Source organism: Coleofasciculus chthonoplastes PCC 7420, assembly GCF_000155555.1.
Taxonomy (GTDB): Bacteria; Cyanobacteriota; Cyanobacteriia; order Cyanobacteriales; family Coleofasciculaceae; genus Coleofasciculus; species Coleofasciculus chthonoplastes_A.
Window position 1 is genome coordinate 1 of the sequence record NZ_DS989886.1, and the last position, 22,039, is coordinate 22,039.

At 45.7% G+C, this 22,039-nt stretch carries 16 protein-coding genes; 5 read left to right on the forward strand and 11 right to left on the reverse strand.

From position 1 onward, the window contains the following. Positions 1 to 2,896 (forward strand): CHAT domain-containing tetratricopeptide repeat protein (locus MC7420_RS34345; RefSeq protein WP_006106604.1); only part of this gene is annotated, 2,896 nt, incomplete at its 5' end. Positions 2,897 to 3,137: 241 nt separating this feature from the next. On the opposite strand, the gene MC7420_RS34350 is transcribed toward MC7420_RS34345, so the two are convergent. Next, positions 3,138 to 5,351 (reverse strand): caspase family protein, encoded by a 2,214-nt coding sequence (locus MC7420_RS34350; protein ID WP_044211364.1) that lies wholly within the window; start codon positions 5,349 to 5,351, stop codon positions 3,138 to 3,140. Between the two features lie 530 nt (positions 5,352 to 5,881). On the opposite strand from MC7420_RS34350, the gene MC7420_RS34355 reads away from it, so the two are divergent. Both MC7420_RS34355 and MC7420_RS34360 read left to right on the forward strand, forming a co-directional pair. Further along, positions 5,882 to 6,697 (forward strand): ChaN family lipoprotein, encoded by an 816-nt coding sequence (locus MC7420_RS34355; protein WP_006106591.1) that lies wholly within the window; start codon positions 5,882 to 5,884, stop codon positions 6,695 to 6,697. A 29-nt stretch (positions 6,698 to 6,726) separates the two neighbouring features. Further along, a complete protein-coding gene (locus tag MC7420_RS34360; RefSeq protein WP_006106608.1) occupies positions 6,727 to 7,212 on the forward strand; it encodes a hypothetical protein in 486 nt (161 codons plus the stop codon). A 102-nt stretch (positions 7,213 to 7,314) separates the two neighbouring features. Here the strand turns inward: MC7420_RS34360 and MC7420_RS34365 are convergent, their stop codons facing one another. The 7 genes from MC7420_RS34365 to MC7420_RS34395 all read right to left on the reverse strand — a co-directional run bounded on the left by MC7420_RS34365 (position 7,315) and on the right by MC7420_RS34395 (position 13,653). Then, a complete protein-coding gene (locus tag MC7420_RS34365; RefSeq protein ID WP_006106602.1) occupies positions 7,315 to 7,500 on the reverse strand; it encodes a hypothetical protein in 186 nt (61 codons plus the stop codon). Further along, complete coding sequence (locus MC7420_RS34370; RefSeq protein ID WP_006106596.1) at positions 7,473 to 7,961, reverse strand: Dps family protein; 489 nt, start codon at positions 7,959 to 7,961, stop codon at positions 7,473 to 7,475. Before MC7420_RS34370 ends, MC7420_RS34365 begins: the two co-directional genes overlap by 28 nt. Before the next feature lie 150 nt (positions 7,962 to 8,111). Then, a complete protein-coding gene (locus MC7420_RS34375; RefSeq protein ID WP_044211369.1) occupies positions 8,112 to 8,375 on the reverse strand; it encodes a sulfiredoxin in 264 nt (87 codons plus the stop codon). A 233-nt stretch (positions 8,376 to 8,608) separates the two neighbouring features. Continuing rightward, a complete protein-coding gene (locus tag MC7420_RS34380) occupies positions 8,609 to 11,290 on the reverse strand; it encodes an AAA-like domain-containing protein (protein ID WP_006106590.1) in 2,682 nt (893 codons plus the stop codon). A gap of 311 nt (positions 11,291 to 11,601) precedes the next feature. Next, a complete protein-coding gene (locus MC7420_RS34385; protein ID WP_006106601.1) occupies positions 11,602 to 12,213 on the reverse strand; it encodes a hypothetical protein in 612 nt (203 codons plus the stop codon). A 329-nt stretch (positions 12,214 to 12,542) separates the two neighbouring features. Beyond that, complete coding sequence (locus MC7420_RS34390; protein WP_006106595.1) at positions 12,543 to 12,878, reverse strand: hypothetical protein; 336 nt, start codon at positions 12,876 to 12,878, stop codon at positions 12,543 to 12,545. A gap of 499 nt (positions 12,879 to 13,377) precedes the next feature. Next, positions 13,378 to 13,653 carry a helix-turn-helix transcriptional regulator gene (locus MC7420_RS34395; RefSeq protein ID WP_006106594.1) on the reverse strand — a complete coding sequence of 92 codons (276 nt, stop codon included), beginning with the start codon at positions 13,651 to 13,653 and terminating at the stop codon, positions 13,378 to 13,380. A 247-nt stretch (positions 13,654 to 13,900) separates the two neighbouring features. Between MC7420_RS34395 and MC7420_RS34400 the strand changes: the two genes are divergently transcribed. Both MC7420_RS34400 and MC7420_RS34405 read left to right on the forward strand, forming a co-directional pair. Beyond that, positions 13,901 to 14,311: a hypothetical protein gene (locus MC7420_RS34400; RefSeq protein WP_006106592.1), complete on the forward strand. Its 411-nt coding sequence runs from the start codon at positions 13,901 to 13,903 to the stop codon at positions 14,309 to 14,311. Positions 14,312 to 14,444: 133 nt separating this feature from the next. Then, positions 14,445 to 18,254 carry a hydantoinase B/oxoprolinase family protein gene (locus MC7420_RS34405; RefSeq protein ID WP_006106603.1) on the forward strand — a complete coding sequence of 1,270 codons (3,810 nt, stop codon included), beginning with the start codon at positions 14,445 to 14,447 and terminating at the stop codon, positions 18,252 to 18,254. A 648-nt stretch (positions 18,255 to 18,902) separates the two neighbouring features. Here the strand turns inward: MC7420_RS34405 and MC7420_RS34410 are convergent. From MC7420_RS34410 to MC7420_RS34420, 3 genes are all read right to left on the reverse strand, one after another. Then, positions 18,903 to 19,784: an alpha/beta hydrolase gene (locus tag MC7420_RS34410; RefSeq protein ID WP_006106598.1), complete on the reverse strand. Its 882-nt coding sequence runs from the start codon at positions 19,782 to 19,784 to the stop codon at positions 18,903 to 18,905. Positions 19,785 to 20,014: 230 nt separating this feature from the next. After that, positions 20,015 to 21,472 carry an Asp-tRNA(Asn)/Glu-tRNA(Gln) amidotransferase subunit GatA gene (gene gatA, locus MC7420_RS34415; RefSeq protein ID WP_006106600.1) on the reverse strand — a complete coding sequence of 486 codons (1,458 nt, stop codon included), beginning with the start codon at positions 21,470 to 21,472 and terminating at the stop codon, positions 20,015 to 20,017. Between the two features lie 101 nt (positions 21,473 to 21,573). Beyond that, positions 21,574 to 21,972, reverse strand: coding sequence for a DUF4359 domain-containing protein (locus tag MC7420_RS34420; RefSeq protein WP_006106599.1), 399 nt, complete (start codon positions 21,970 to 21,972; stop codon positions 21,574 to 21,576). Between the last annotated feature and the right edge of the window lie 67 nt (positions 21,973 to 22,039).

Here is a 22,039-nt window from a genome sequence, read left to right on the forward strand (position 1 = left end):
TTTAGGAGAGAAACAACAGGCATTAGAGTACTATCAACAGGCTTTACCCCTATCTCAGGCTGTGAGTGATCGCGCCCTTGAAGCAACAACCCTGACTAGTATTGGTCTTGTCTATTCTGACTTAGGAGAGAAGCAACGGGCATTAGAGTACTACCAACAGGCTTTACCCTTATTTCAGGCTGTGGGCGATCGCGCTGGGGAAGCAAGAACTCTGAATAATATTGGTCTTGTCTATTCAGATTTAGGAGAGAAACAACAGGCGTTAGATTACTATCAACAAGCTTTACCTTTATCCCAAGCTGTAGGCGATCGCGCCACAGAAGCAAAAACTCTGAATAATATTGGTGGTGTCTATCATGAATTAGGAGAGAAGCAACAGGCATTAGAGTACTACCAACAGGCTTTACCCTTATCCCAAGCTGTAGGCGATCGCGCCCAAGCAGCAAGAACCCTGAATAATATTGGTCTTGTTTATTCAGATTTAGGAGAGAAGCAACAGGCGTTAGAGTACTATCAACAAGCTTTACCTTTATCCCAAGCTGTAGGTGATCGCGCCGGGGAAGCAACAACCCTGAATAATATTGGCAATGTCTATTCTGAATTAGGAGAAAAACAACAGGCATTAGAGTACTACCAACAGGCTTTACCTTTAAGTCGGGCTGTGGGCAATCGCGCCCAAGAAGCAGCAACCCTGAATAATATTGGCGATGTCTATCATGAGTTAGGAGAAAAACAACAGGCATTAGAGTACTACCAACAGGCTTTACCTTTAAGTCGGGCTGTGGGCAATCGCGCCGGGGAAGCAAGAACGCTGAATAATATTGGTGGTGTCTATTCAGGTTTAGGAGAGAAACAACAGGCGTTAGATTACTATCAACAAGCTTTACCTTTATCCCAGGATGTAGGCGATCGCGGCGGGGAAGCAGCAACCCTGAATAATATTGGTGCTGTCTATGATGACTTAGGAGAAAAACAACAGGCATTAGAGTACTACCAACAGGCTTTACCTTTATCCCAGGCTGTGGGCGATCGCGCCGGGGAAGCAATAAATCTGAATAATATTGGTAGTGTCTATTCTGATTTGGGAGAGCAACAACAGGCGTTAGAGTATTTACAACAGGCTTTAACCTTATCCCAGGCTGTAGGCGATCGCACCAGGGAAGCAGCAACCCTCTCCAATATCGCCTTTGTAGAAAGAAGCCGAGGAAATCTCCAACAAGCGTTAACTCAAATGCAAGCTTCGATTGAGATTATTGAAGATTTGCGGACTAAAATAGTTAGTCCTGAATTACGCCAAACCTATTTCGCAACGGTACAAAATGAATACCAATTCTACATTGACCTGCTGATGCAACTGCATCAACAAAACCCGGATCAAGGCTACGATAAACTAGCCTTCCACGCCAGTGAACGTTCTCGCGCCAGAACCCTATTAGAATTACTCACCGAAGCCAATGCTAATATTCGAGAAGGTGTCGATCCTGACTTACTTCAACAAGAACAAACCTTAAACGCCAAACTCGATGCAACCGAAAAACAACGGATTGAAATATATAGTAATCCTGACTCTACCCCAGCCCAACAAACCGCCATTGAACAACAACGACAACAACTTTTAGCCTCCTATCAACAACTGCAAGACCAAATCCGGGCGACAAGTCCTAAATACGCTGCGCTGAAATATCCCCAACCGCTAACCCTTGAACAAGTTCAACAACAGATTCTGGATGAGGATACTCTGTTATTACAGTATTCATTAGGAGACGAAAATAGTTATCTGTGGGCAGTCACCAAAGATGGCTTTACCAGTTATCAACTCCCCCCCAGAGATGAAATCGAAACCTTCGCCCTCCGCTTCTATAACCTGTTACAAATTCCCGGTTATGAAATTGGCAATCCCAGAGGCATTGCTAAAGTTGTTCCCCGTGATAATGTAAATTCCGTGGCACAACTGAGTGAACTCCTCTTCGGACAAGTGGCTGAACAACTCACGAAAAAACGCATCCTGGTTGTCGCGGATGGGGCATTACAATACATTCCCTTTGCTGCTTTAGCCACTCCCGAAACTGCTGATACCGATACTCCTATCCCCCTAATCAATCAATACGAACTGGTCAACTTACCCTCCAGTTCCACTTTAGCGATTATTCGTGACCAAATCAACGGACGCCAAGAAGCACCCCAACAATTAGCAATTCTGGCTGATCCCGTTTTTATGGATAATGATAACCGCCTCAAAAATTCATCAAACCGAGGCACAGAACTGGATTTAAACCAACTCTTCCTCAACCGTTCTGTTCGCGTATCTGACATTGAATTAAATCGCCTCCCCGGAACGCGCACGGAAGCGGAAGCCATTCTCAATTTAGTCGCATCAGCCACCCAAGTTAACGCCTTTGACTTTGATGCCAATCGCGATTTTATCGACAATCCCCAACTGCAAAATTATCAAATCATTCATTTAGCCACCCACGGAATTCTCAATAGTGAAGCGCCCGAATTATCGGGTGTGGTGTTATCCTTAGTGGATAAACAAGGGAATCCCAAAAATGGCTTCTTACGCCTCCATGATATCTTTAACCTAAATCTGCCAGCAGAATTAGTGGTATTAAGTGCCTGTCAAACGGGATTAGGAGAAGAAATTCGAGGCGAAGGATTAGTGGGTTTGACGCGAGGGTTTATGTATGCGGGGGCACCGCGTTTAGTGGTGAGTTTGTGGAATGTGGATGATGCAGCAACGGCGGAGTTTATGACCCGATTTTATCAGTTAATGTTAGATGATGGATTGAAGCCTGCCCAAGCGTTGCGGGAAACTCAGTTACAAATGCAGCGAGACACTCAATGGAAATCACCCTATTATTGGGCGGCGTTTACATTGCAAGGCGAGTGGGATTAAATCTATCTAAAAGTAGGGTGGGTTGAGCGAAGTCGAAACCCACCGAAATCTTAACCGAAATATGGTGCCCTGCGGCGTACTTACAGCAGTTTGCTTTGCTATGCGGTACATTGTCGATCCCCCTAAATCCCCCTTAAAAAGGGGGACTTTGATCTACTGTACTTTATGACAGAATTAAGCGCAGTTATGGATTGAGATAATAAACGTTAATTCTCTAATGCGCCTAACGCACCCTACGGGGTTAAACCACGTTAAACGTAATCGAAAGCGCTGCCATTTGTGAGGTGCGAATCCGCCGCCTCACTCCCACTTGGGCGCCTCGACTAACATCATCAACTAAATCATTAATTATCTCCAATGAGTCTTCTCCCCGCGTCGAAATTATCCCCTTTTTCCCTCTGGCAAGGCTACGCAGTTTGAGTAAGGCTTTGGTAAAGGGTTGATCACTGGCGACAATTAAGACTTCACCCAACCCCGCCTCTTCTGCAATAAAGACAAATTCATCTTTATCCGGATTCGGAATTAACAGGGTTTGATTCGGTTTAATCCGGGTGGCATTATCCGGATCTTGCCGTGAGTTTTCCTGCAATTCATTGGGAAATAACACGGTAATTCCAGCGGTTGGATCAACCAGCATAATTCCCAAATGTAAATCCTTCTCTTCCCGATTCGTAACTTTAAACTGAAACGCATCTCCCACAGATAATTGATGACTCAAGAGTTGCCCAGATTCCCCTCGACTCCCTAACGGTGGACATTGACTGTCATCTTGACGACACCCCCGTGGTGTAAAGGCTTGGGCAACAATTTCGGGACGATTTTCTAAACCCATTGTTACCTCTAAATTCAGTCGTGAGGATTCAGCATTCAGCGTCATTCGCATAATTCGCGCCGCTAATAGGGATTTAAGTTTACCCTGTAACCGTTCAATTCCTTGTGTCAACGTTTCTCCCGATATGCCAAAGGAATCGGGAATCACGTCTAAAGTAGGAGAAAATAAGCCTAAACTATCCACAGGTGGCATTTTTTCCGGTGTTGCTGATGACAATTGCTGCTGATACTCATCAGTCATCCGACTGAGAATATAATGCACATCCACCGGATAGGGAAATGTTCCCGGTTGGGGAAGAATAGCTTGAATCCGTTTTAGGGATTCCAGTTCAGTTTTTGCCGTTTCTGTCTCCTGACTTAACGACGGATCAAGTCCAATATGGAGTTTCCAATCCCTGGGAATCGTGCGGGCAAATTCCTGTAATAATTCTCCCGGTTGGACGTTTCCTTCGACTTGGGCTTCAGCAATTAACCCGTTGCGTGAGATTAATTCAACTTTGGGCGTTGCGCCACGACTGCGGAATGGGGGGGTAAAAATAGACCCTTCAGAAATCGCTTCTAAACTCTCTTGGGAAATACCCCCTAACCAAACTTGTACCCGATTATTTTCAACGCTTGTCACCACACCTTCAGCGGGGAGAGTTTTGGGTTCTGTGAAATAAATCGGTTCTCGGTGATGGCGACTATTCGGCGGAACCTCTACCAAGGGGATTTGGGTAGACAGGAATCGCATATCCCGTTCAATCCCCGCGATCGCACTTTCCACATCATGGTTATTCTGCCATAATGTTTGGGTGAGTAGATAGGTAAAGGCTCCGGCATAAAACCCAGAAAAGGGATAGTCCGCCGCGATTTGTTCCCGTTGGGCTGAGGCAATCACCGCGCCAGTGGCGACGCCTTGCTGATAGGATTTGATAAAGTCCTCACGGGATAGATTCAGCCGTTTTAGCCATTGTTGTTGATACTCGACTTCTTCGGGACTAATCCGAAAATCCATCCCCCCAGGAATCGCCCGGATTTTCACATTTCCCCGGGTTCCGCCCCCAGAATGACAACTATCCAGCACCACGGTAACGTTGTCGGTTTTCTGCTTCAGGGCGAACATGAGTAAAAATAGGGTATGTCCGGTAATTTCATTGACAATACCGTCCTCGGCTTGCCAATGTTCATCCGCCGGAACAAGGGAACTATTCAGGGGATAACTCGGATCAATGGGATTGGGATCAAAGACTTGTGAACCATGTCCAGAGAAATGAAACACCACCACATCTCCGGGTTTGGCTTGCTGAATTAAATGGGTTTCAAAGGCGGTTAAAATGCGATCGCGAGTCGCCTCGGTATCCGTAATTGTCTTGATGTCATCTGGCTGGAACCCGAAGCGATGAATTAGGAGTTGTTCCTGTAAGCGGACATCATTGACACATCCAGAGAGGCTGGTAAAGCGATCGCTATTGGTGGGATACTGGTTAATCCCCACTAACAGGGCGAGTTTGCGGGGAGTGCTTTGGGCTAAGACTTTGCCATAACGTAAGGATTGGCGCTGTAAATCCAGTTGGTTTAAACCGATGGTTGCTAAAGCCGAGGTAGTAAATTGGATAAACTGACGACGCTTCATAGATGTCATAAATTTATGATCATAGCGATATATCTCTCAACCTGAGAGACTCATGCAGAATGATGTTGGGGGATAATACAAGTTAACCTGACAATGCGCCTAACGCACGATGGCGGCGTGACACAGCTAAAATTGTGGATTAGATTTGTCGATTTTATGGGCGCACGCCATGCGCCCCTACTGTCGTGGCACAGCTAAAATAGGGTTTTGTTTGTAGTAAGCACTTTAGTGCTATAAAGCTTAGCTGGAGAGGGCTGAGGTTCCCTCACTACGAACCAATTCTAATTCATCAAATAAGGTGTGCCATGCCCCTACAATGATGAATTAGATGATAGATTAAAGATGTCCCCGGATTGACGTGGGACTATAAAAATTGTAAGATTTCAAGCATGGCACAGCTAAACAAGTGGAATCAATTGTAGGTTATTTTGACGTCAGGAAATCTCAGCAAATATAGGCTAAAGCCCTTACTACGAACCCAACTCTGCGCTTGGTCTTTGGGTATCGTTTGCTTCTGTACCCCCCCGGCTGGCGCTCAAATGTCTCATCTGCTGACACAGGCAAATAGTCAACCTGTCGAGATGCAGTTTGAAGCATCTCCAGAAACGATTATTCAGGAATTGGTTAAAGCCGATGTCGTTTATCTAGGGGAAATTCATAGTAATCCTGATGACCATAAAGCCCAACTCGACATTCTGCAAGCCCTTTACCAAGAAAATCCCAAAATTGTCCTGGCGATGGAAATGTTTCAGCATCCCTATCAGGATATTCTGGATCAATATTTAGCTGGACACCTGACAGAAACTCAATTAATTGAGCAAACAGAGTATGAACAACGCTGGGGATTTCCCTGGGATTATTATGCCCCCCTATTACAGTTCGCTCAAACCCATCAACTGCCTGTTTTAGCCTTAAATACCCCCACGGAAATTAGCCGCAAAGTTGCCCGGAATGGCTTAGAAAGTCTCACGAGTGACGAACTTCAACAGATTCCCCCTCTGGACGAAATTCGCACCGATAATGCTGACTATCGGCAAATGGTTGAAGCGGTTTATAATCAGCATCAACAGGCAGGTCATGGTAATAGCGATCGCTTTGAGCGATTTTTCACGGTTCAGGTGTTATGGGATGAAACCATGGCAGACGGAATTGCTAATTTTCTCTCCGCTAATCCAGATTATCAAGTCGTAGTGATTGCGGGTAGGGGTCATATTGTCTATGGCTATGGTATACCCAGCCGAGTTGCCCGTCGCCTGAGTTATCGTCCCTTAATTCAGCGTTCGGTACTGTTCGGTATACCAGAAGCGGTAGAAGAAAATGGCGCGATCGCAGATTTCTTTTGGCAACCTCGCTAATATTATCAAAGAAGCACGTTGCTGTTGACATGCAATACCTACCCGATTTAACCAACCGTTTGCACTATCAAGGGATTTACCCCTGTCCCATCTGTCGTGTGGGTCAAATTCAAGGGATGCCATTAATGGATGCGTTGGCTTGTGAAGCCTGTCGTCATATTTTCGTGGCTGACTTGGAACAGCAATTGTTGAAAATGACCGATAGACAGCCTCCCCTTACCTGGCGTTGGAATGGCAAAAACTGGGTGGGGGCGCACCTCCAAGGCGTTGAATGGGGATGGATGACTTGGATTTTTGCAGCGGCGTTTGTGATACTACCCACCACGTTAATTGGCGTAGCTGCCTACACCTTCCCGCCAACGCCCGGTAGTCGCTTGGCTTGGCTACCCCTGGCTTGGACAGGATTAACGTTTTTATTACATTTTGCCGTTATTGTCTGGCTATTAATGGAGTTTTATCAGTTTCCCTTGCGAGTTTACTTGCGAACTCGGCGGCGACGTTTGCTGAGGCGTTAATCAAAAGGCAGAAGGTAGAAGATTGCAGCCCGACATAATAGGAAGGGTCAATTGTAGGGGCGGGTTTAGGAACAATTGTAGGGGCGGGTTTAGGGAATCAATTCAGCTACTCACCGATAAGTGAACAACAAAACCCGCCCTCCCCACCAATAACGGAACAACAAAACCCGCCCTCCCCACCAATAACGGAACAACAAAACCCGCCCTCCCCACCAATAACGGAACAACAAAACCCGCCCTTTCCCACCAATAATTACCGATTATTTCAGCATACTCCGCAGCATCCAAGCGGTTTTCTCATGAGTCCGCATCCGTTCAGTTAACAAGTCAACGGAAGACTCATCATTTGCCCGTTCAGCCGCCGGAAACGCCTCCCGCGCCGTTCTCACCACCGCTTCATTCGCTTCTACCAGTAAACGTACCATTTCTGTGGCTTCTGGAACCCCACGGGTTTCTGGAATCGAAGAGAGTTCGGCAAATTCGCTATAACTACCAGGCGCTGGATAGCCAATGGTACGAATCCGTTCAGCAATATCATCCACCGCTACCGCTAATTCAGTGTACTCTGTCTCAAACATATTATGCAGCGAATGGAACATTGGTCCGGTTACGTTCCAGTGAAAGTAGTGTGTCTTGAGATAAAGAGTATAGGTGTCTGCTAGCAGGCGAGACAATCCTTCGGCAATCTCTTTGCGGTCTTGTTCTGAAATACCAATATTGACGGGCGCAGATTTATCAGCAGTTTGCATAGTGGTCTCCTAATTTGCTCCAAAATAACGTTAACAGAAAAGCTGGTATAGTTTCTTTTCACACACCAACTATCAATCTTAAACAATTAGCGATCGCTTACAAATCGTCCTAAAGTATGAACTATTTTCGCCTAACAAAAATGAGGCTTCTCAGGCTAAATGTCGCATCAAGACAGCACGAGGGGCGCGGCGAACCCGGCATTTAATCGTTTCTTTACCTAGGCGCTGATGTGCCTCAAAGCGATGACACCCAGAGAAACCATAATACTCTCCATCAACTTCGAGTACATCAATGGGTTCTTTTAATCCCTCTTCCTGGATGGATTTCATCAATTCCAGTACCTTTTCGGCGTCGTTTTCGCGGGGAAGGGGACGGCGGATTTGCTGTAGCGGAATTTCTCGAACTTCTACCATAGTGCCAAGTAACACCTCTGCTCTTACTATGTTTGCCCCTAAATCATACTCGTTATGAGTTTGACTTGCAACTTGAGGATAAGGGAAGGGATATGGGGCGGGTTTAGTCGTATCTGGGTGAGGAAAGAAACGATAATAGTCAAACCCGCCCCTACACACGCACCAGGCTTTCTTGATTGAAGCGATAAAAGGGTCAAAACATTCCCTGTTCCCCGTTCCCTAACATAAGACAATTATTTTTGAATCCGAGACAGATCCATATTGCCAAAATTGACGAAAAAGGCAACATTAAGATTTTCTAGAGATTGAACCAACCAAAAAATATTATTAATGGTTTGACATTCGTAGTGATTGAACAAAATTGACAATCGCTTTTCTAAATCCGGTTTAACTTTGCTACATAGCAGAATTATTTTCAGCAATAATCCCGTTGTGCGAATTGACCCCATATTAGAAATTAAGTCAATAAAGACATAGTGATTGGGATGCTGAGGACTGCTGACTAAGAAACTCAGTAATTGACTACAGGTTCTCAACAGTAAAAAATCGTTTATCTTCTTAGAATCGTTATCTGGCAAGGTGTTTTTGAGATGTTGCGCTAAACGCTGATTGAATTGATGTTTACCATAGGTGGGTTCAATTGCTGCTATTAAGTATTCATATAAATCAGCTTTAAAAGCACGATAAGAGCGCGTTTGATTACTTTGCTTGAGAAAACGTTGGGCTAAGTCTCGGTACGTGTAAGATCCTTCAACTTTACCCATAAACTGCTTCAGGGCGAAGTAGAGTTCGCGATCGCTTAACAGAGTCGGATTGGGTACAGGTTGAACCAGAGTGGTGTCTGCGGTGGAGGTTTTACTGGACGCCAGTCGCACTCGCCGGATTAAATAGGTGACATATTGCGAGAGATTCATTTCTAATTGCCACTGACGTTGAGTTTGAATGTGGCGGATGGTTTGCTGATGTTCGTAGGAACTATCTGAACTTAGTAAGGCGTGGGTGTATAAATAAGGGTATCGACAAATCAATTGTCCTAACGCGGGATTGGAGTCTTGGCGATCCACATCGGCGGTGTGCTCAACAACTTTGACCAAGCGTTTTAGGGTTTGAAAGTCTTCACTTTGAGTAAATACTTGCAAGAGTTGTCGCAATCGCTTGGATAGTCCCGATGTCGCCTTAATTGTCCCCGGTTGAAAGGGTTTTTCAAATAATGCCACCAATTGCGCGATCGCCTGATCGTGGTTGCCTTGCATTTGCCATCGATTAATCAAGATATGGCAGCACCGATTGAGAATATGGGTAAAGTCTTGATGACGGGGATTAGCGAGGATAATTCGGTGGAAGGCGGCGATAATATCGGGTTCGGCGTAGTTTTTCGCGGTAATAAATAGTTGATCAAATCGTTCGATGAGTTGCTGGGGGGATTCTCGTTGTACCCAATAGAGTAAATGATCATATAATATCTGCTCGTCGGCACTCAAGGAACGCGGCGGAGACGTTGGTAAGAAGTCTGGAGGGGTAGGTTGTGGAGAGGGTTTTCTTGTCGATGTTGTATCTAATTGTTTCTGGGGGTTGGGGTTTCCTCGATAAGAACCAGCGATAATCTGCTGACGACTCGCATTCAGGAACTGGTAGTCCTTTTGATTTAAGCGTTTTCCTTTTGCCCAAATTAAGGCTTGTTGTAATTGATTTCGGTTCAACAAATAAGACGAATCCTGACACTCACTGGCAAACCAAGCCATCATCGGCGAGTGATACGGACGCAGATTATTCAGGGCGTTGGTTACCCAATCCCGATTAAAGATAGAGGCGTAGATGCGGTTATAAACTCTCAAAACAGGCTGGGGGTACTTCTGTCCGATTGGCTGTTTCACCACTAATCCCGATAGGCGCAATTCTCGTTGTTCTCGACTATTATCGGCAGGAATTTCTCCCTGATCGAGAATTTGCTGGTAGAGTGTTAAAAGTTGACGGGTACTGGCACGATTGGGTAATAGGCGATCGCGAATGGTTTTCAGGTGTTCGGGTTCATCCTTAGCTTCCCAGTTGTCGATGATGTGCGATCGCACCAACTGTTCAATCCACACGCTAATTTGGGATTTATCTTGGGGAATCTTCGTGGGTAACCAGAGTTCGGCTTGATGCAGGACAATCTGACACAGCTTTTGGGTGAGAAAGGGTTTACCCCCTGTCCAGGTTAATATTTCCTGGATAATGGCGGGAGAATAGTTAACGTGGGTGGCTAATCCCTGGGCTAAGGGTAAACATTCATTTAATTGAAAGCCTGTCAGTTCAATTGCCCGACCAATATTAAATGGGGTGCTATGTTTATCTTGAATTAACTCCGAGGGAGTTGCGACACCCAACAGGGCAAATGTGAGGCGTTGGTAGGCGGGATGATCGGCACGACTATCATAACAGGCGCGAATCACCGCTAAAAAGTCATCGACGCGAAAGTTTAAGTTGAGAACCGTATCAATTTCATCAATAAAAATAACAATCGGTTGCGGAATCGCCGGAAGGAGGATGCGTTCAATAAACTCACTGAAGCGTTGTACGGGCGAAAGTAAATCGCGATCGCGCCACCATCGACGCAAGTTAAATTGTTGGGTCAGATTGAAACTAATCACCAAGCGACGGACTAAACCAGCATACCATTGCTCTGGGGTGAGATTTTGGCAACCAATCTTAGTCAGGTCAATCGCCGCACAAGCAAATCCTTCCGCTTGTAAGCGGCGCATGGTTTGCACCCGCAAGCTAGATTTCCCCATCTGTCGGGAGTTGAGGACATAGCAGAAATCCCCTGCCCTTAACCCGTTGTAGAGTTCAACATCTGCCTGTCGCCACACATAAGTGGGGGAATCGGCGGGTAGGCATCCGCCAAATTGGTAGTTATAGGCTAAGGTGGTAGTCATATTCAATGCCCTGACGAAACGCTGCATCGGTAGAAACCGGGTAGAGCGAAGTAATAAAAAAAAGGGGTTACACCCCTCAGCGTAAACTATTTTTAAGTCGTTATAATAACCTTTTCCAAGTCTTGCTGACAATATTCCATGCTAGATTCACTTGAACCACCCTACTGCTCGGATAAGCTTGAATTAAATTTTTTCTCCCCCAGCTTCCCCCGCTTCCCCGGTCAAGTATTCCTAGAAACCGGGTTTCTCGTGAGAATGACAATACAATATCAACCTTTGACCCAAAGAAACCCGGTTTCTTGACCGATGTCCTAGTAACCCGATGTACTCACTGTCGGAATTTCGCCTACCTTCTGAGTTCCTTTCGCTATGATTTCTTTCATCGCATTTACCCAGCAACTATGTCTGTCTGTGGCAACGATAAATTTGTCGGCAAGTTGCTCTCCTTCCTTTATCGTAAATTCAATATTTTCCGAATCATCACGTCTGATTTTCCAGATATAATCCCCCATTAGAAATGTACGGTGAAAATCTTTTTCCAAAAACGCCGAAACAATATGATTTCCCATTCTGAATGCTTCTGATACAGGAATATCTATCGTCACAAGTAACTTAAAGTCTTGCCATCGATAGCTATTCATAGCCGCTACCCAAAATACAATCAATCCATCGCTGGCAAACTCAATTTTGAGAGCGGATTCGTGCGAGTTTACCTCTTTGGCTAGATTAAACGCTGCCGTTGAAAATAAGTTCGCGTCTTTCCATTCTCGCCAACATGACCGATGTACAAACCTTCTTGCTAACTGTGCCAGGGAGCTTGAGACCTTTGGATGAATATAAGGGAGTTGTGCTGCATCATAACGATTATCAATTACCTGATCGCAGATCGCACATTTTGTTACATTTTGAATAAAAAATGGCATAGTTCCATCCTCTTAAGTTTCTGGTTTGACCCATCCACTGTACTTAAGTTCCCTGACGATTCTTGCCACACTACATGAAGGTGTATCCCTGGTGAAACGGTAGACTGTTCCATCAACTGTGACCATATAGCTGTAACGTTGATTCAAGTACACTAAAGCGTTTACATCATCCTCAGAGATGAATTTTGCCATTCCAGTGCCATGATCATCAGGGTGTGAGTGCATTAGTAGTATAGCAATCCTATTTAGGTTGTGGCAATTTTCAAAAATGAAACCCTTGCTATACCTGGCTTTCGAGCTTTTCGCTTGTTGCATCCTATTTAGGATTGCTATATTTTAGTGTTAGGTGGTAGCTCTCCTCCTTTGTAAGAACCCATATTAATCAGAACTCTTCTGTTATCTGTTAATATAACAATTGCGTATTCGTATCCTGTTAAGGCTGTAAGTGCTGCCAGATCTGTTGCTGTAACCTCGCGCTTGCCTACCTCAGCCAATCCTATACCAAAATCATCCTGAGCGGCTAGTCGAGCTAAAAAATCCTGCCAGCGTTGAGTAATTTCACCTTGTCGTATGCGGACGAATTCTGAGGGATTCTCTGCAACACCCGATGCAACACGAACTCCTTTTTTACCTACCTGGCTATAGGTAAAAGCCCTTTTTATCATAGATTATCTCCTGTCTAGAGATTGTGTACTAATTTACTTGTACAGGAGATATGGAAGCAATTATTGTGTATGATCACGTACCTCACATAAATTGGTGGAGGCAAAAGTGATTTCGGTTGTTTAATCGGGGTCTTTTCGTGACTTGCGATCGCACTCGTGCTAAGTTAATCCTCAATCCTCCACAGCAATACCCGCCGAAATTCTCGCCCCTGTGTCGCTAAAGCTCAAATTTCGCCGTTGGTTTGCATCTGATGAACTTTATCGGCTAATTCCTGGGTTCGCTTTCTAATGAACACTTCGCCTAAATGGTAACATTTCAAGATTCGTTACAGTTGCCTCTTCTGTTTAAGCAAGGCTTGACACGCTTAAGCGCATTTAGATACGTTTAAGTTCAAGGCAAATAGTCGTGTTCTCAAGGACTAGGTAAATCTTTGAACCCGTTTTAACGGGTTTAAGCTTTTAGCCCGAACTTTAGTTCAGGGCTTTCAGGGCTTCATTCTCAAACATCATCAGATTGCGATCGCGGATTGTCTTTAGCCGAAACTTGCATCGGACCAAATTCATCTGGCAAATCCTCAATCGAGACGCCCAACTCCCGACATAACGCTTTGACTTGGGGAATCGTCGGTCGAGGAGTCGCCTCACCTGTCTCCCAGCGCACATAGGTTCGCAACGGAATGCGACACTGTCTAGCTAACTCCTCTTGAGTTAAATTGAGTCGTTCTCTGAGTATCTTTAATGGAGATTCAGCTTCTTTTGACTGTTTTTTGGTCATAGCGTTGCTTTTTGTCACGCCAACATGTCATCTTGACAAAAGCCATGTAAACGTGACACGATAACATGTGATGACAACAGAAAAGACCAGACGATTGAAACAGTTGCGTCAAGATAGGGCGTGGCTGGCTGGTCTTTCCTTCTCAGTGTCTCATCTTAATCAAAGATTCGCCGAAAAAATCCCAAGTGACCGAAATTCATCGCGTCGCCACGGATATTGCTGCCATCAATCAACAGGGTAAGCCATCATGACACCTTTATTTCGCCGTCTCCAACCCGCCCAGAAATTCCGGATCAGCCCTAGCAGTATCGCCCGACTCCTGAAAATCCCCAGACATCTGATTGTGCGTGTGGAATCCTGGGCATATATTGTTTTTGTTCATCGCCGCGACAAAGGTGGACAATTCATCAGTTATCGCCGACTACGCCAATGGTTCAACGCCATCGCCTGCAAAATTCAACACTGCACCACCTGCCCACAACTGCGACAATTGTGGCTGGCGATTGAACGCGATCGCAAACGGCACAATCAGCAATACAATGACCAAGATGCCGCGTTATTATCCAATTTTTGGACGCGGTGCTGGTATACACTCAGTATTGACATCCTCACCACGCCACCTTTAGAAGTAGCGTTAAGGTGCGTTACGCTGCGCTAACACACCCTACCACCTACCACCCTACCTTTAGATTTTTTTACATTCCTTAATATAATTCGGTTTATTTATGTCCGACTACTTATACAGTAGGGCATCAGTAATAGACCGATGACATCTAATCAAGGATAAACCCATGACATCTAATAACGGCTGGCAATTTTGGATTGATCGCGGCGGCACATTTACCGATATTGTGGCGCGTCGCCCCGATGGACAATTGGTGATTCACAAGTTACTCTCGGAAAATCCCGATCGCTATACCGATGCACCAGTGCAGGGAATTCGCGAATTGATGGGACTTTCCGCCGATGCAGCGATTCCCACCGAACAGATTGACGCCGTGAAAATGGGGACAACCGTAGCCACAAATGCGTTACTGGAGAGAAAAGGCGATCGCACTGTTTTAATGATCACCAAAGGCTTCCGTGATGCCCTCCGCATCGGCTATCAAAACCGCCCCGATATATTTGCCCGTGAGATTATCTTGCCAGAAATGCTTTACGAACGGGTGATTGAAGTCGAGGAACGTTACAGCGCCCACGGGGATGAATTAATTCCGGTACAGATAGACGCCACTCGCCAAGCGTTACAAGCCGCTTATGATAACGGAATTCGCAGTTGTGCGATCGTCTTAATGCATGGCTATCGCTATCCGGGGCACGAACAGGAACTTGCCCACTTAGCGAGTGCGATCGGGTTTACTCAAATTTCAGTTTCCCATGACGTCACACCATTGATGAAAATAGTAAGTCGGGGTGACACTACCGTTGTTGATGCCTATTTATCGCCCATTTTGCGGCGGTATGTTAACCAAGTTTCCAGTCAGTTAGCGGGAGATATCAACAATCCACAATCCACAATCCACAATCCACAATCGATCCGATTAATGTTCATGCAATCCAATGGTGGACTCACAGACGCCCGCACATTTCAGGGAAAAGACAGTATTTTATCGGGTCCGGCGGGAGGTATTGTCGGGGCAGTACAAACCAGTCAATTAGCCGGATTTGATCAGATTATTAGTTTTGATATGGGCGGAACCTCTACCGATGTCGCCCATTACAACGGTGAATACGAACGTACCTTTGAAACCGAGATTGCAGGCGTCCGATTACGCACCCCCATGATGTCTATTCACACCGTAGCGGCGGGTGGCGGTTCAATCGTGAAATTTGATGGGGCGCGGTATCGCGTTGGACCAGAATCGGCGGGGGCAAATCCGGGTCCGGCTTCGTATTCTAAGGGAGGTCCATTAACAGTAACCGATTGCAATGTCATGGTGGGGAAATTACAGCCAGAGTTCTTTCCTAAAGTCTTTGGAATTGATGGCAATTTACCCTTAAATGACCAGGTGGTGCGAGAGAAATTTAGTCAATTGGCGGCAGATATTGGGGATAAGCGCACACCAGAAGCCGTCGCCGCCGGATTTTTAGCCATTGCTGTGGAAAAAATGGCAAATGCGATTAAAAAAATATCCTTACAACGAGGTTATGATGTATCCAACTATACCTTGTGTTGCTTTGGCGGCGCTGGCGGACAACATGCCTGTTTAATTGCTGATGCGTTGGGAATGAAACAGGTATTTCTTCATCCCTATGCGGGGGTATTATCGGCTTATGGGATGGGATTGGCAGATGTGCGGACATTGCGGGAACGTTCGGTGGAAGCAAAATTAACGGAGAAATTACTATCGGTAGGGACACCAGATATTGCCCCCTTGGAGGAAATATTCACCGACTTAATAGCCAGTGGCAAAGAAGAAATTGCGACGACTCAGATAGGAGAATCCACGTCAATTGATAGTCAAGTCATCCGCAAAGTGCATTTGAAATATCAGGGGACAGATTCACCATTAATTATCGATTTCGGTAGCGTGGCTGAAATGCGGCAGCAATTTGAAGAGGCGCATCGGCAACGATATGGTTTTATTGTTGAAGAGAAAGCCCTAATTGTGGACTCGGTATCGGTGGAAGTCATCCAGCCAATGGATGTGCCAGAAGAACCCATGATTCAACGTCACCGATCAGAACCGCCGCAACCTGTCGCTAAAGTGCAGATGTATACCGCCGATGCATGGCACGAAACCCCTGTATTTAAGCGAGACGAGTTACAACCGGGAGACTCTATTCCCGCACCTGCATTAATTATTGAAACAACGGGAACAAATGTCATTGAACCGGGTTGGCAAGCCGAAGTAACCGAACGGAATCATTTAATTTTAAAGAAAACGCAGCAATCAAAAGTCAACAATCAACCATCAACAATCGACAATCAACAAACAAACCTTTCCCACCCTGATCCGGTTACTCTGGAAATCTTTAATAATCTATTCCGTTCCATTGCCGAACAAATGGGAACCACACTGCAAAACACCAGCTACTCGGTCAATATCAAAGAACGGTTAGACTTTTCCTGTGCTATTTTTGACGGACAAGGACAACTCGTTGCCAATGCCCCTCATATCCCTGTACATTTGGGTTCCATGAGTGAAAGCGTTCGCAGTTTAATTGAGGCGTATGGCGATAGTCTCAAACCGGGAGATGTTTATGCGATTAATAATCCCTATAACGGTGGGACACACTTACCTGATGTCACGGTAATTACCCCAGTTTTTTTGGACGAAAGTGGGATTACCGATACGATTGATCAAACGAGTAAATCTTCGACACAACCCACAACAAATCAAAATCAACCCCCCTTTCAAAGGGGGACAAGGGGGGATAAAAATCCGTCACCCTTATTCTACGTTGCTTCACGGGGACACCATGCGGACATTGGTGGGATTACCCCCGGTTCTATGCCCCCAGATAGTACAACCGTAGACGAAGAAGGGGTATTACTCGATAATTTTAAGGTAGTAGAATCCGGACGTTTCCGCGAAAAAGAATTATCCGAATTACTCCTATCTGGCACATATCCAGTGCGAAATATTACCCAAAATATCGCCGACTTACAAGCCCAAATTGCTGCCAATGAAAAAGGCGTGCAAGAGTTGCGGCGGATGGTGAAACAGTCGGGATTAGATACCGTACAAGCCTATATGGGACACGTCCAGAATAATGCCGAAGAGTCGGTGCGACGGGTGATTGATGTGCTGAAAAATGGCAATTTTACCTATAACTTAGATACAGGCGGACAGATTAAAGTTGCCATTCGTATTGACCGAGAAAATCGCCGCGCCACGATTGATTTTACCGGGACATCGGCACAGTTATCCAATAACTTTAATGCCCCGGCTGCGGTGTGTAAAGCGGCGGTTCTCTATGTCTTCCGTACATTAGTGGATGATGATATTCCATTGAACGCTGGATGTCTTAAACCCCTAGATATTATTATTCCCGAAGGCTGTCTATTAAATCCCCGTTATCCGGCGGCGGTTGTGGCGGGGAATGTGGAAACATCTCAGGTGATTACCGATGCGCTATATGGGGCGTTGGGGGTAATGGCAGCATCTCAAGGGACGATGAATAATTTTACCTTTGGCAATGAAAATTATCAATATTATGAAACCATTTGTGGTGGTTCTGGTGCTGGAATAGAGTTTAATGGGGCAGATGCAGTACATACCCACATGACCAATTCTCGTTTAACCGACCCAGAAGTTTTAGAATGGCGGTTTCCGGTGGTATTAGAACAGTTTGGCATTCGTGGAAATAGTGGTGGAAAGGGGAAACAGTGTGGGGGTAATGGTGTAATTCGGCGGATGCGGTTTTTGCAACCCATGACAGCCGCAATATTATCAGGACATCGAGTTGTTGCACCCTTTGGATTACAGGGGGGTGAAGCGGGTGCTGTGGGTAAGAATTATGTGGAACGTCAGGATGGAACGGTTGAGGAATTAGGAAATACAGCGGTTGTGGAAATGGATGCGGGAGATGTGTTTGTGATTGAGACGCCTGGGGGTGGAGGATTTGGTAGTTCATTCAGAACCACCAAATCGTAGGGGCGCACGCTCCGCGCGTTGGTGTCAACTTAAGGTGAAATCTCGTCAGCTTAACCTTTAACCCCCCTTAATCCCCCGTGCAACAAAAGCGAAGCATCCTCTGTCCTCCCGAATGAGGGGGGTTGGGGAAATCAAAGCCATTTGATTTTCTTGTTTCATCCCGGTTCCCTCTTGGTTCCCTCCCCTTTATAGCAACCGCCATGGCTGTTAGGACACATCATTTATGTAGAGACGCGCCATGGCGCGTCTCTACAATGGTGCTCATACATCTATTTCCCGTACTCTGTAAGATGAGTTTGAACCGAGTATTATCAGTTATTCCCGGAGCAAAAATCCCATTACCAGAAAGTTTGCCCTCAGCGCGGTATTCTTTGTAAACAGTAACGGGTCTTTCCAATTGACTACCGAGGGAACTACGAAAATGAGTCACAGTTGGGGGATAGGAGAAGGACAGATTTCCGGTTCGCCCTTGGTCATCAGTGAACTGGAAATTCCAATTTCTGCCATTGGTCGATCGTGATATGCCAGTTTTCGTGCAAAATAGCTGCGATTGTAATGCGGACGATAATTCAGCTTTGTCAGAAAATTGATCTCCTTGGAAATAGAACAGCTTGTTCCTATTAGATTAGGGCGCCCGTCTGTGCGCCCCTACTCAATATGTGGTTCAGAATTAGGATTGAGTTGAATAAAATGTCGAATCCTTTGCTGATAGTCTTTGCCAGCTACAGTAGCCACATTATCATGATCTGCATCAGGAACCAGGAAGAGTTGTTTTGAACCTGTTATAGTATCAAATAAAACTTGGCTCATGTAAGCAGGTACAACGGGGTCATCTGTGCCGTGTATTAAAAGAATCGGCATTTTAAGAGCAGGAACTTTGCTTTTCGAGTTAAACTTTTGCGTCAGCAGCAAATCAGCCGGAAATAACCCATAGATTCCTTGATGATCGACCATATCCCGCATTGAGGTAAATGTACTTTCCAAAATCAAACCCTGAATGCTGGGATTTTTCACCGCTAAATCGATCGCGATCGCGCCCCCTAGAGATTGACCATAGACGATAATATCCTGGGGCGGAATATCCTGTTGCTGCACCAGATAATCCCACGCCGCTTGAGCATCTTGGTACACTTGGGTTTCAGTGGGAAACTTGCCCTCACTTTGACCATAGCCTCGATAGTCAAATAACAAGACATCCAAACCCAATTGGTGAAATTCCATTGCCCGTTCGACATTCGCGCCAATATTCTCCCCATTCCCATGTAAATACAGCAGTACCCCGGTTTTGGGCGAGGTGGCGGGAATCCACCACCCATGGAGACGTTCTGGCTGATCAGGAGACACAAGTATCCACACCTCCTGATAACTTAAGCCCAAGTCTTCTGGTGTGGTTTTAATAGTCTTAGAGGGAACAAAAACTAGCCGATTTTGCCCTAACCAGATAGAGATACAGGCTAACAGATAAACGATGGCGACAATTCCCGCTAGAATTAGGAACCTCTTTCCCAGAAATAAACTATAATTATTCATTCCCGTAATAGTCTCCCTGGGCAAATCAAAGCGTTAAACGACTACAAACTTGATGCTATTTTTGAATCACCGTGTTTTCCTATCAGGGCGGGTTGAGTCAAGTTATCGGTTTTCTCAATAATGTTATCGGTCAAACCCGCCCCTACAAATTATATCTCCTTGCACCTGTAGCCCCCCTGCACCTGTAGCCTCCCTGCACCCAGACGTGCCATGGCACGTCTCTACATGTTCTATTTAAGCGGTGGTTGCTTGAGATGCCAATCCGTAGACTGTTCGTAAGCGTAAGCGACTTGAAATACCTGTTCTTCGCCCAATACTTTTCCAATTAGTTGCATCCCAATGGGTAATCCTTGGTCATCAAATCCACAAGGAATACTCATTCCTGGTAATCCTGACAAGTTGACGGGAATTGTCATTAAGTCCGATAAGTACATGGTTAACGGATCTGAGATTTTTTCTCCGGCTTTAAATGCAGGAGTTGGGGCGGTGGGACAAACTAAAACATCCACCTTTTCAAAGGCTTGCTCGAAGTCTTGCTTAATTAGGGTACGAACTTTTTGCGCTTTGAGGTAATAGGCGTCATAATAGCCAGCGGATAGAGCATAGGTTCCCAACATAATCCGGCGCTTGACTTCCGCTCCGAACCCGGCTGCACGAGTTTTCTTGTACATTTCTAAAAGATTTTCGGCTTCTGGCGTGCGAAACCCATATTTGACGCCATCGTAGCGAGCTAGGTTGGCTGAGGCTTCACTGGGAGCAATAATATAGTAGGCGGGCAACCCATAGCGAAATCGGGGACAAGAAATTTCTTGTACTTCAGCACCTAGGCTTTTGAGCTGATCAATGGCGTTTTGAACGGTTTGGGCAATGACGGGATCTAAGCCTTCACCAAAGGTTTCTTTAATAATGCCAATTTTAAGCCCTTTGGATTTTAAATCAGGTTGCAGGGATTTGGTGTAGTCGGGAATCTCCAGCTTGAGACTGGTTGAGTCATTCGGATCATAGCCTGCGATCGCGTTAAGTAAAATAGCTGCATCTTCTACACTTCGTCCAAACGGACCAATTTGATCCAACGACGACGCATAGGCGACTAAACCATAACGAGACACTAACCCATAGGTGGGTTTCATGCCGACAATCCCGCAGAATGATGCAGGTAGACGAATCGATCCCCCTGTATCAGAACCAAGCGCCACCACACATTCGCTAGCCGCAACCGCCGTAGCCGAACCCCCAGAGGAACCCCCAGGAACGCGGGATAAGTCCCATGGATTCGCCGTCTGTTGATAAGCAGAGGTTTCGCAGGAACTCCCCATGGCAAATTCATCTAAATTAGTTTTGCCCACCATGACAGCACCTGCATCCTTAAGTTTTTGAGTCACGGTGGATTCATAAGGCGGGACGAAGTTTTCCAGGATACGAGAGGCGCAGGTGGTGGGAATACCTTGAGTGCACATATTATCTTTGATGCCAATCGGAATCCCCGCCAACATGCCGATTTCTTCCCCCGCTGCGATTTTGGCATCCACTTGACGCGCCTGTTCAAGGGCATAGTCGGCTGTAATATGCAAAAAGCTATGGATTTTGGGTTCTAGCGCCTGAATGCGATCGAGGGCGTCTTGCGTGATTTCAACACTGGTGCGTTCTTTGTCGATAAGTTGTTGGTGCAGCTCACGAATGGATGCCATGCTTGTACCTATTTATATTGATTTACCATGTTTGCCTTTCGTATTTTGGCAAAAATTCACCGAAAAAGTTTGAGGATCGGGGGGGTTTGGAGACCAAACCCCTACTGCTGTTGCGCCTGATAGGTCAAAAATTGTTGCAAAACTCCCACCGTTTCAAAATGATAAGCGGGCAATAGGGGGCTGATATTAATATCGGTGCGGTAAATGCTGAAAATTACCCAGTTTTGTCGTTCAGTCTGCTGGTCAATAATTTGCTGGATTTGGGGGCGTCCCGTATCCACGAGGGATTGGCATTGACGTTTGAGGAATTCTGGATCAGGATTGAGAAACTCTAATTGCTTGGGGGTTTGAGTGCAAACTTCATCTTTGAGGTAGGTGCTGAGTTTTTCAACGGCGTACTCCTCATAAGCCTCCTTACCCGGATTCATCCATGCCAATCCAACTCCTAGCACAACTAGCCCTGTTCCACCCAATGCTGTAATAATTTTTAACGATTTCATGCCACTCCGTTAAGCCTCCATGGGTTATGACTTTCGCCTCTAACGTATGAGTTCCGGTAAATGCCAA

Coding starts and splice junctions, on each gene's coding strand:
- MC7420_RS34350 (WP_044211364.1), bottom strand. CDS start 5,351: ATGACATCTATGAAGCGTCGTCAGTTTATCCAATTTACTACCTCGGCT.
- MC7420_RS34355 (WP_006106591.1), top strand. CDS start 5,882: ATGTCTCATCTGCTGACACAGGCAAATAGTCAACCTGTCGAGATGCAG.
- MC7420_RS34360 (WP_006106608.1), top strand. CDS start 6,727: ATGCAATACCTACCCGATTTAACCAACCGTTTGCACTATCAAGGGATT.
- MC7420_RS34370 (WP_006106596.1), bottom strand. CDS start 7,961: ATGCAAACTGCTGATAAATCTGCGCCCGTCAATATTGGTATTTCAGAA.
- MC7420_RS34375 (WP_044211369.1), bottom strand. CDS start 8,375: ATGGTAGAAGTTCGAGAAATTCCGCTACAGCAAATCCGCCGTCCCCTT.
- MC7420_RS34380 (WP_006106590.1), bottom strand. CDS start 11,290: ATGACTACCACCTTAGCCTATAACTACCAATTTGGCGGATGCCTACCC.
- MC7420_RS34385 (WP_006106601.1), bottom strand. CDS start 12,213: ATGCCATTTTTTATTCAAAATGTAACAAAATGTGCGATCTGCGATCAG.
- MC7420_RS34390 (WP_006106595.1), bottom strand. CDS start 12,878: ATGATAAAAAGGGCTTTTACCTATAGCCAGGTAGGTAAAAAAGGAGTT.
- MC7420_RS34395 (WP_006106594.1), bottom strand. CDS start 13,653: ATGACCAAAAAACAGTCAAAAGAAGCTGAATCTCCATTAAAGATACTC.
- MC7420_RS34400 (WP_006106592.1), top strand. CDS start 13,901: ATGACACCTTTATTTCGCCGTCTCCAACCCGCCCAGAAATTCCGGATC.
- MC7420_RS34405 (WP_006106603.1), top strand. CDS start 14,445: ATGACATCTAATAACGGCTGGCAATTTTGGATTGATCGCGGCGGCACA.
- MC7420_RS34410 (WP_006106598.1), bottom strand. CDS start 19,784: ATGAATAATTATAGTTTATTTCTGGGAAAGAGGTTCCTAATTCTAGCG.
- gatA (WP_006106600.1), bottom strand. CDS start 21,472: ATGGCATCCATTCGTGAGCTGCACCAACAACTTATCGACAAAGAACGC.
- MC7420_RS34420 (WP_006106599.1), bottom strand. CDS start 21,972: ATGAAATCGTTAAAAATTATTACAGCATTGGGTGGAACAGGGCTAGTT.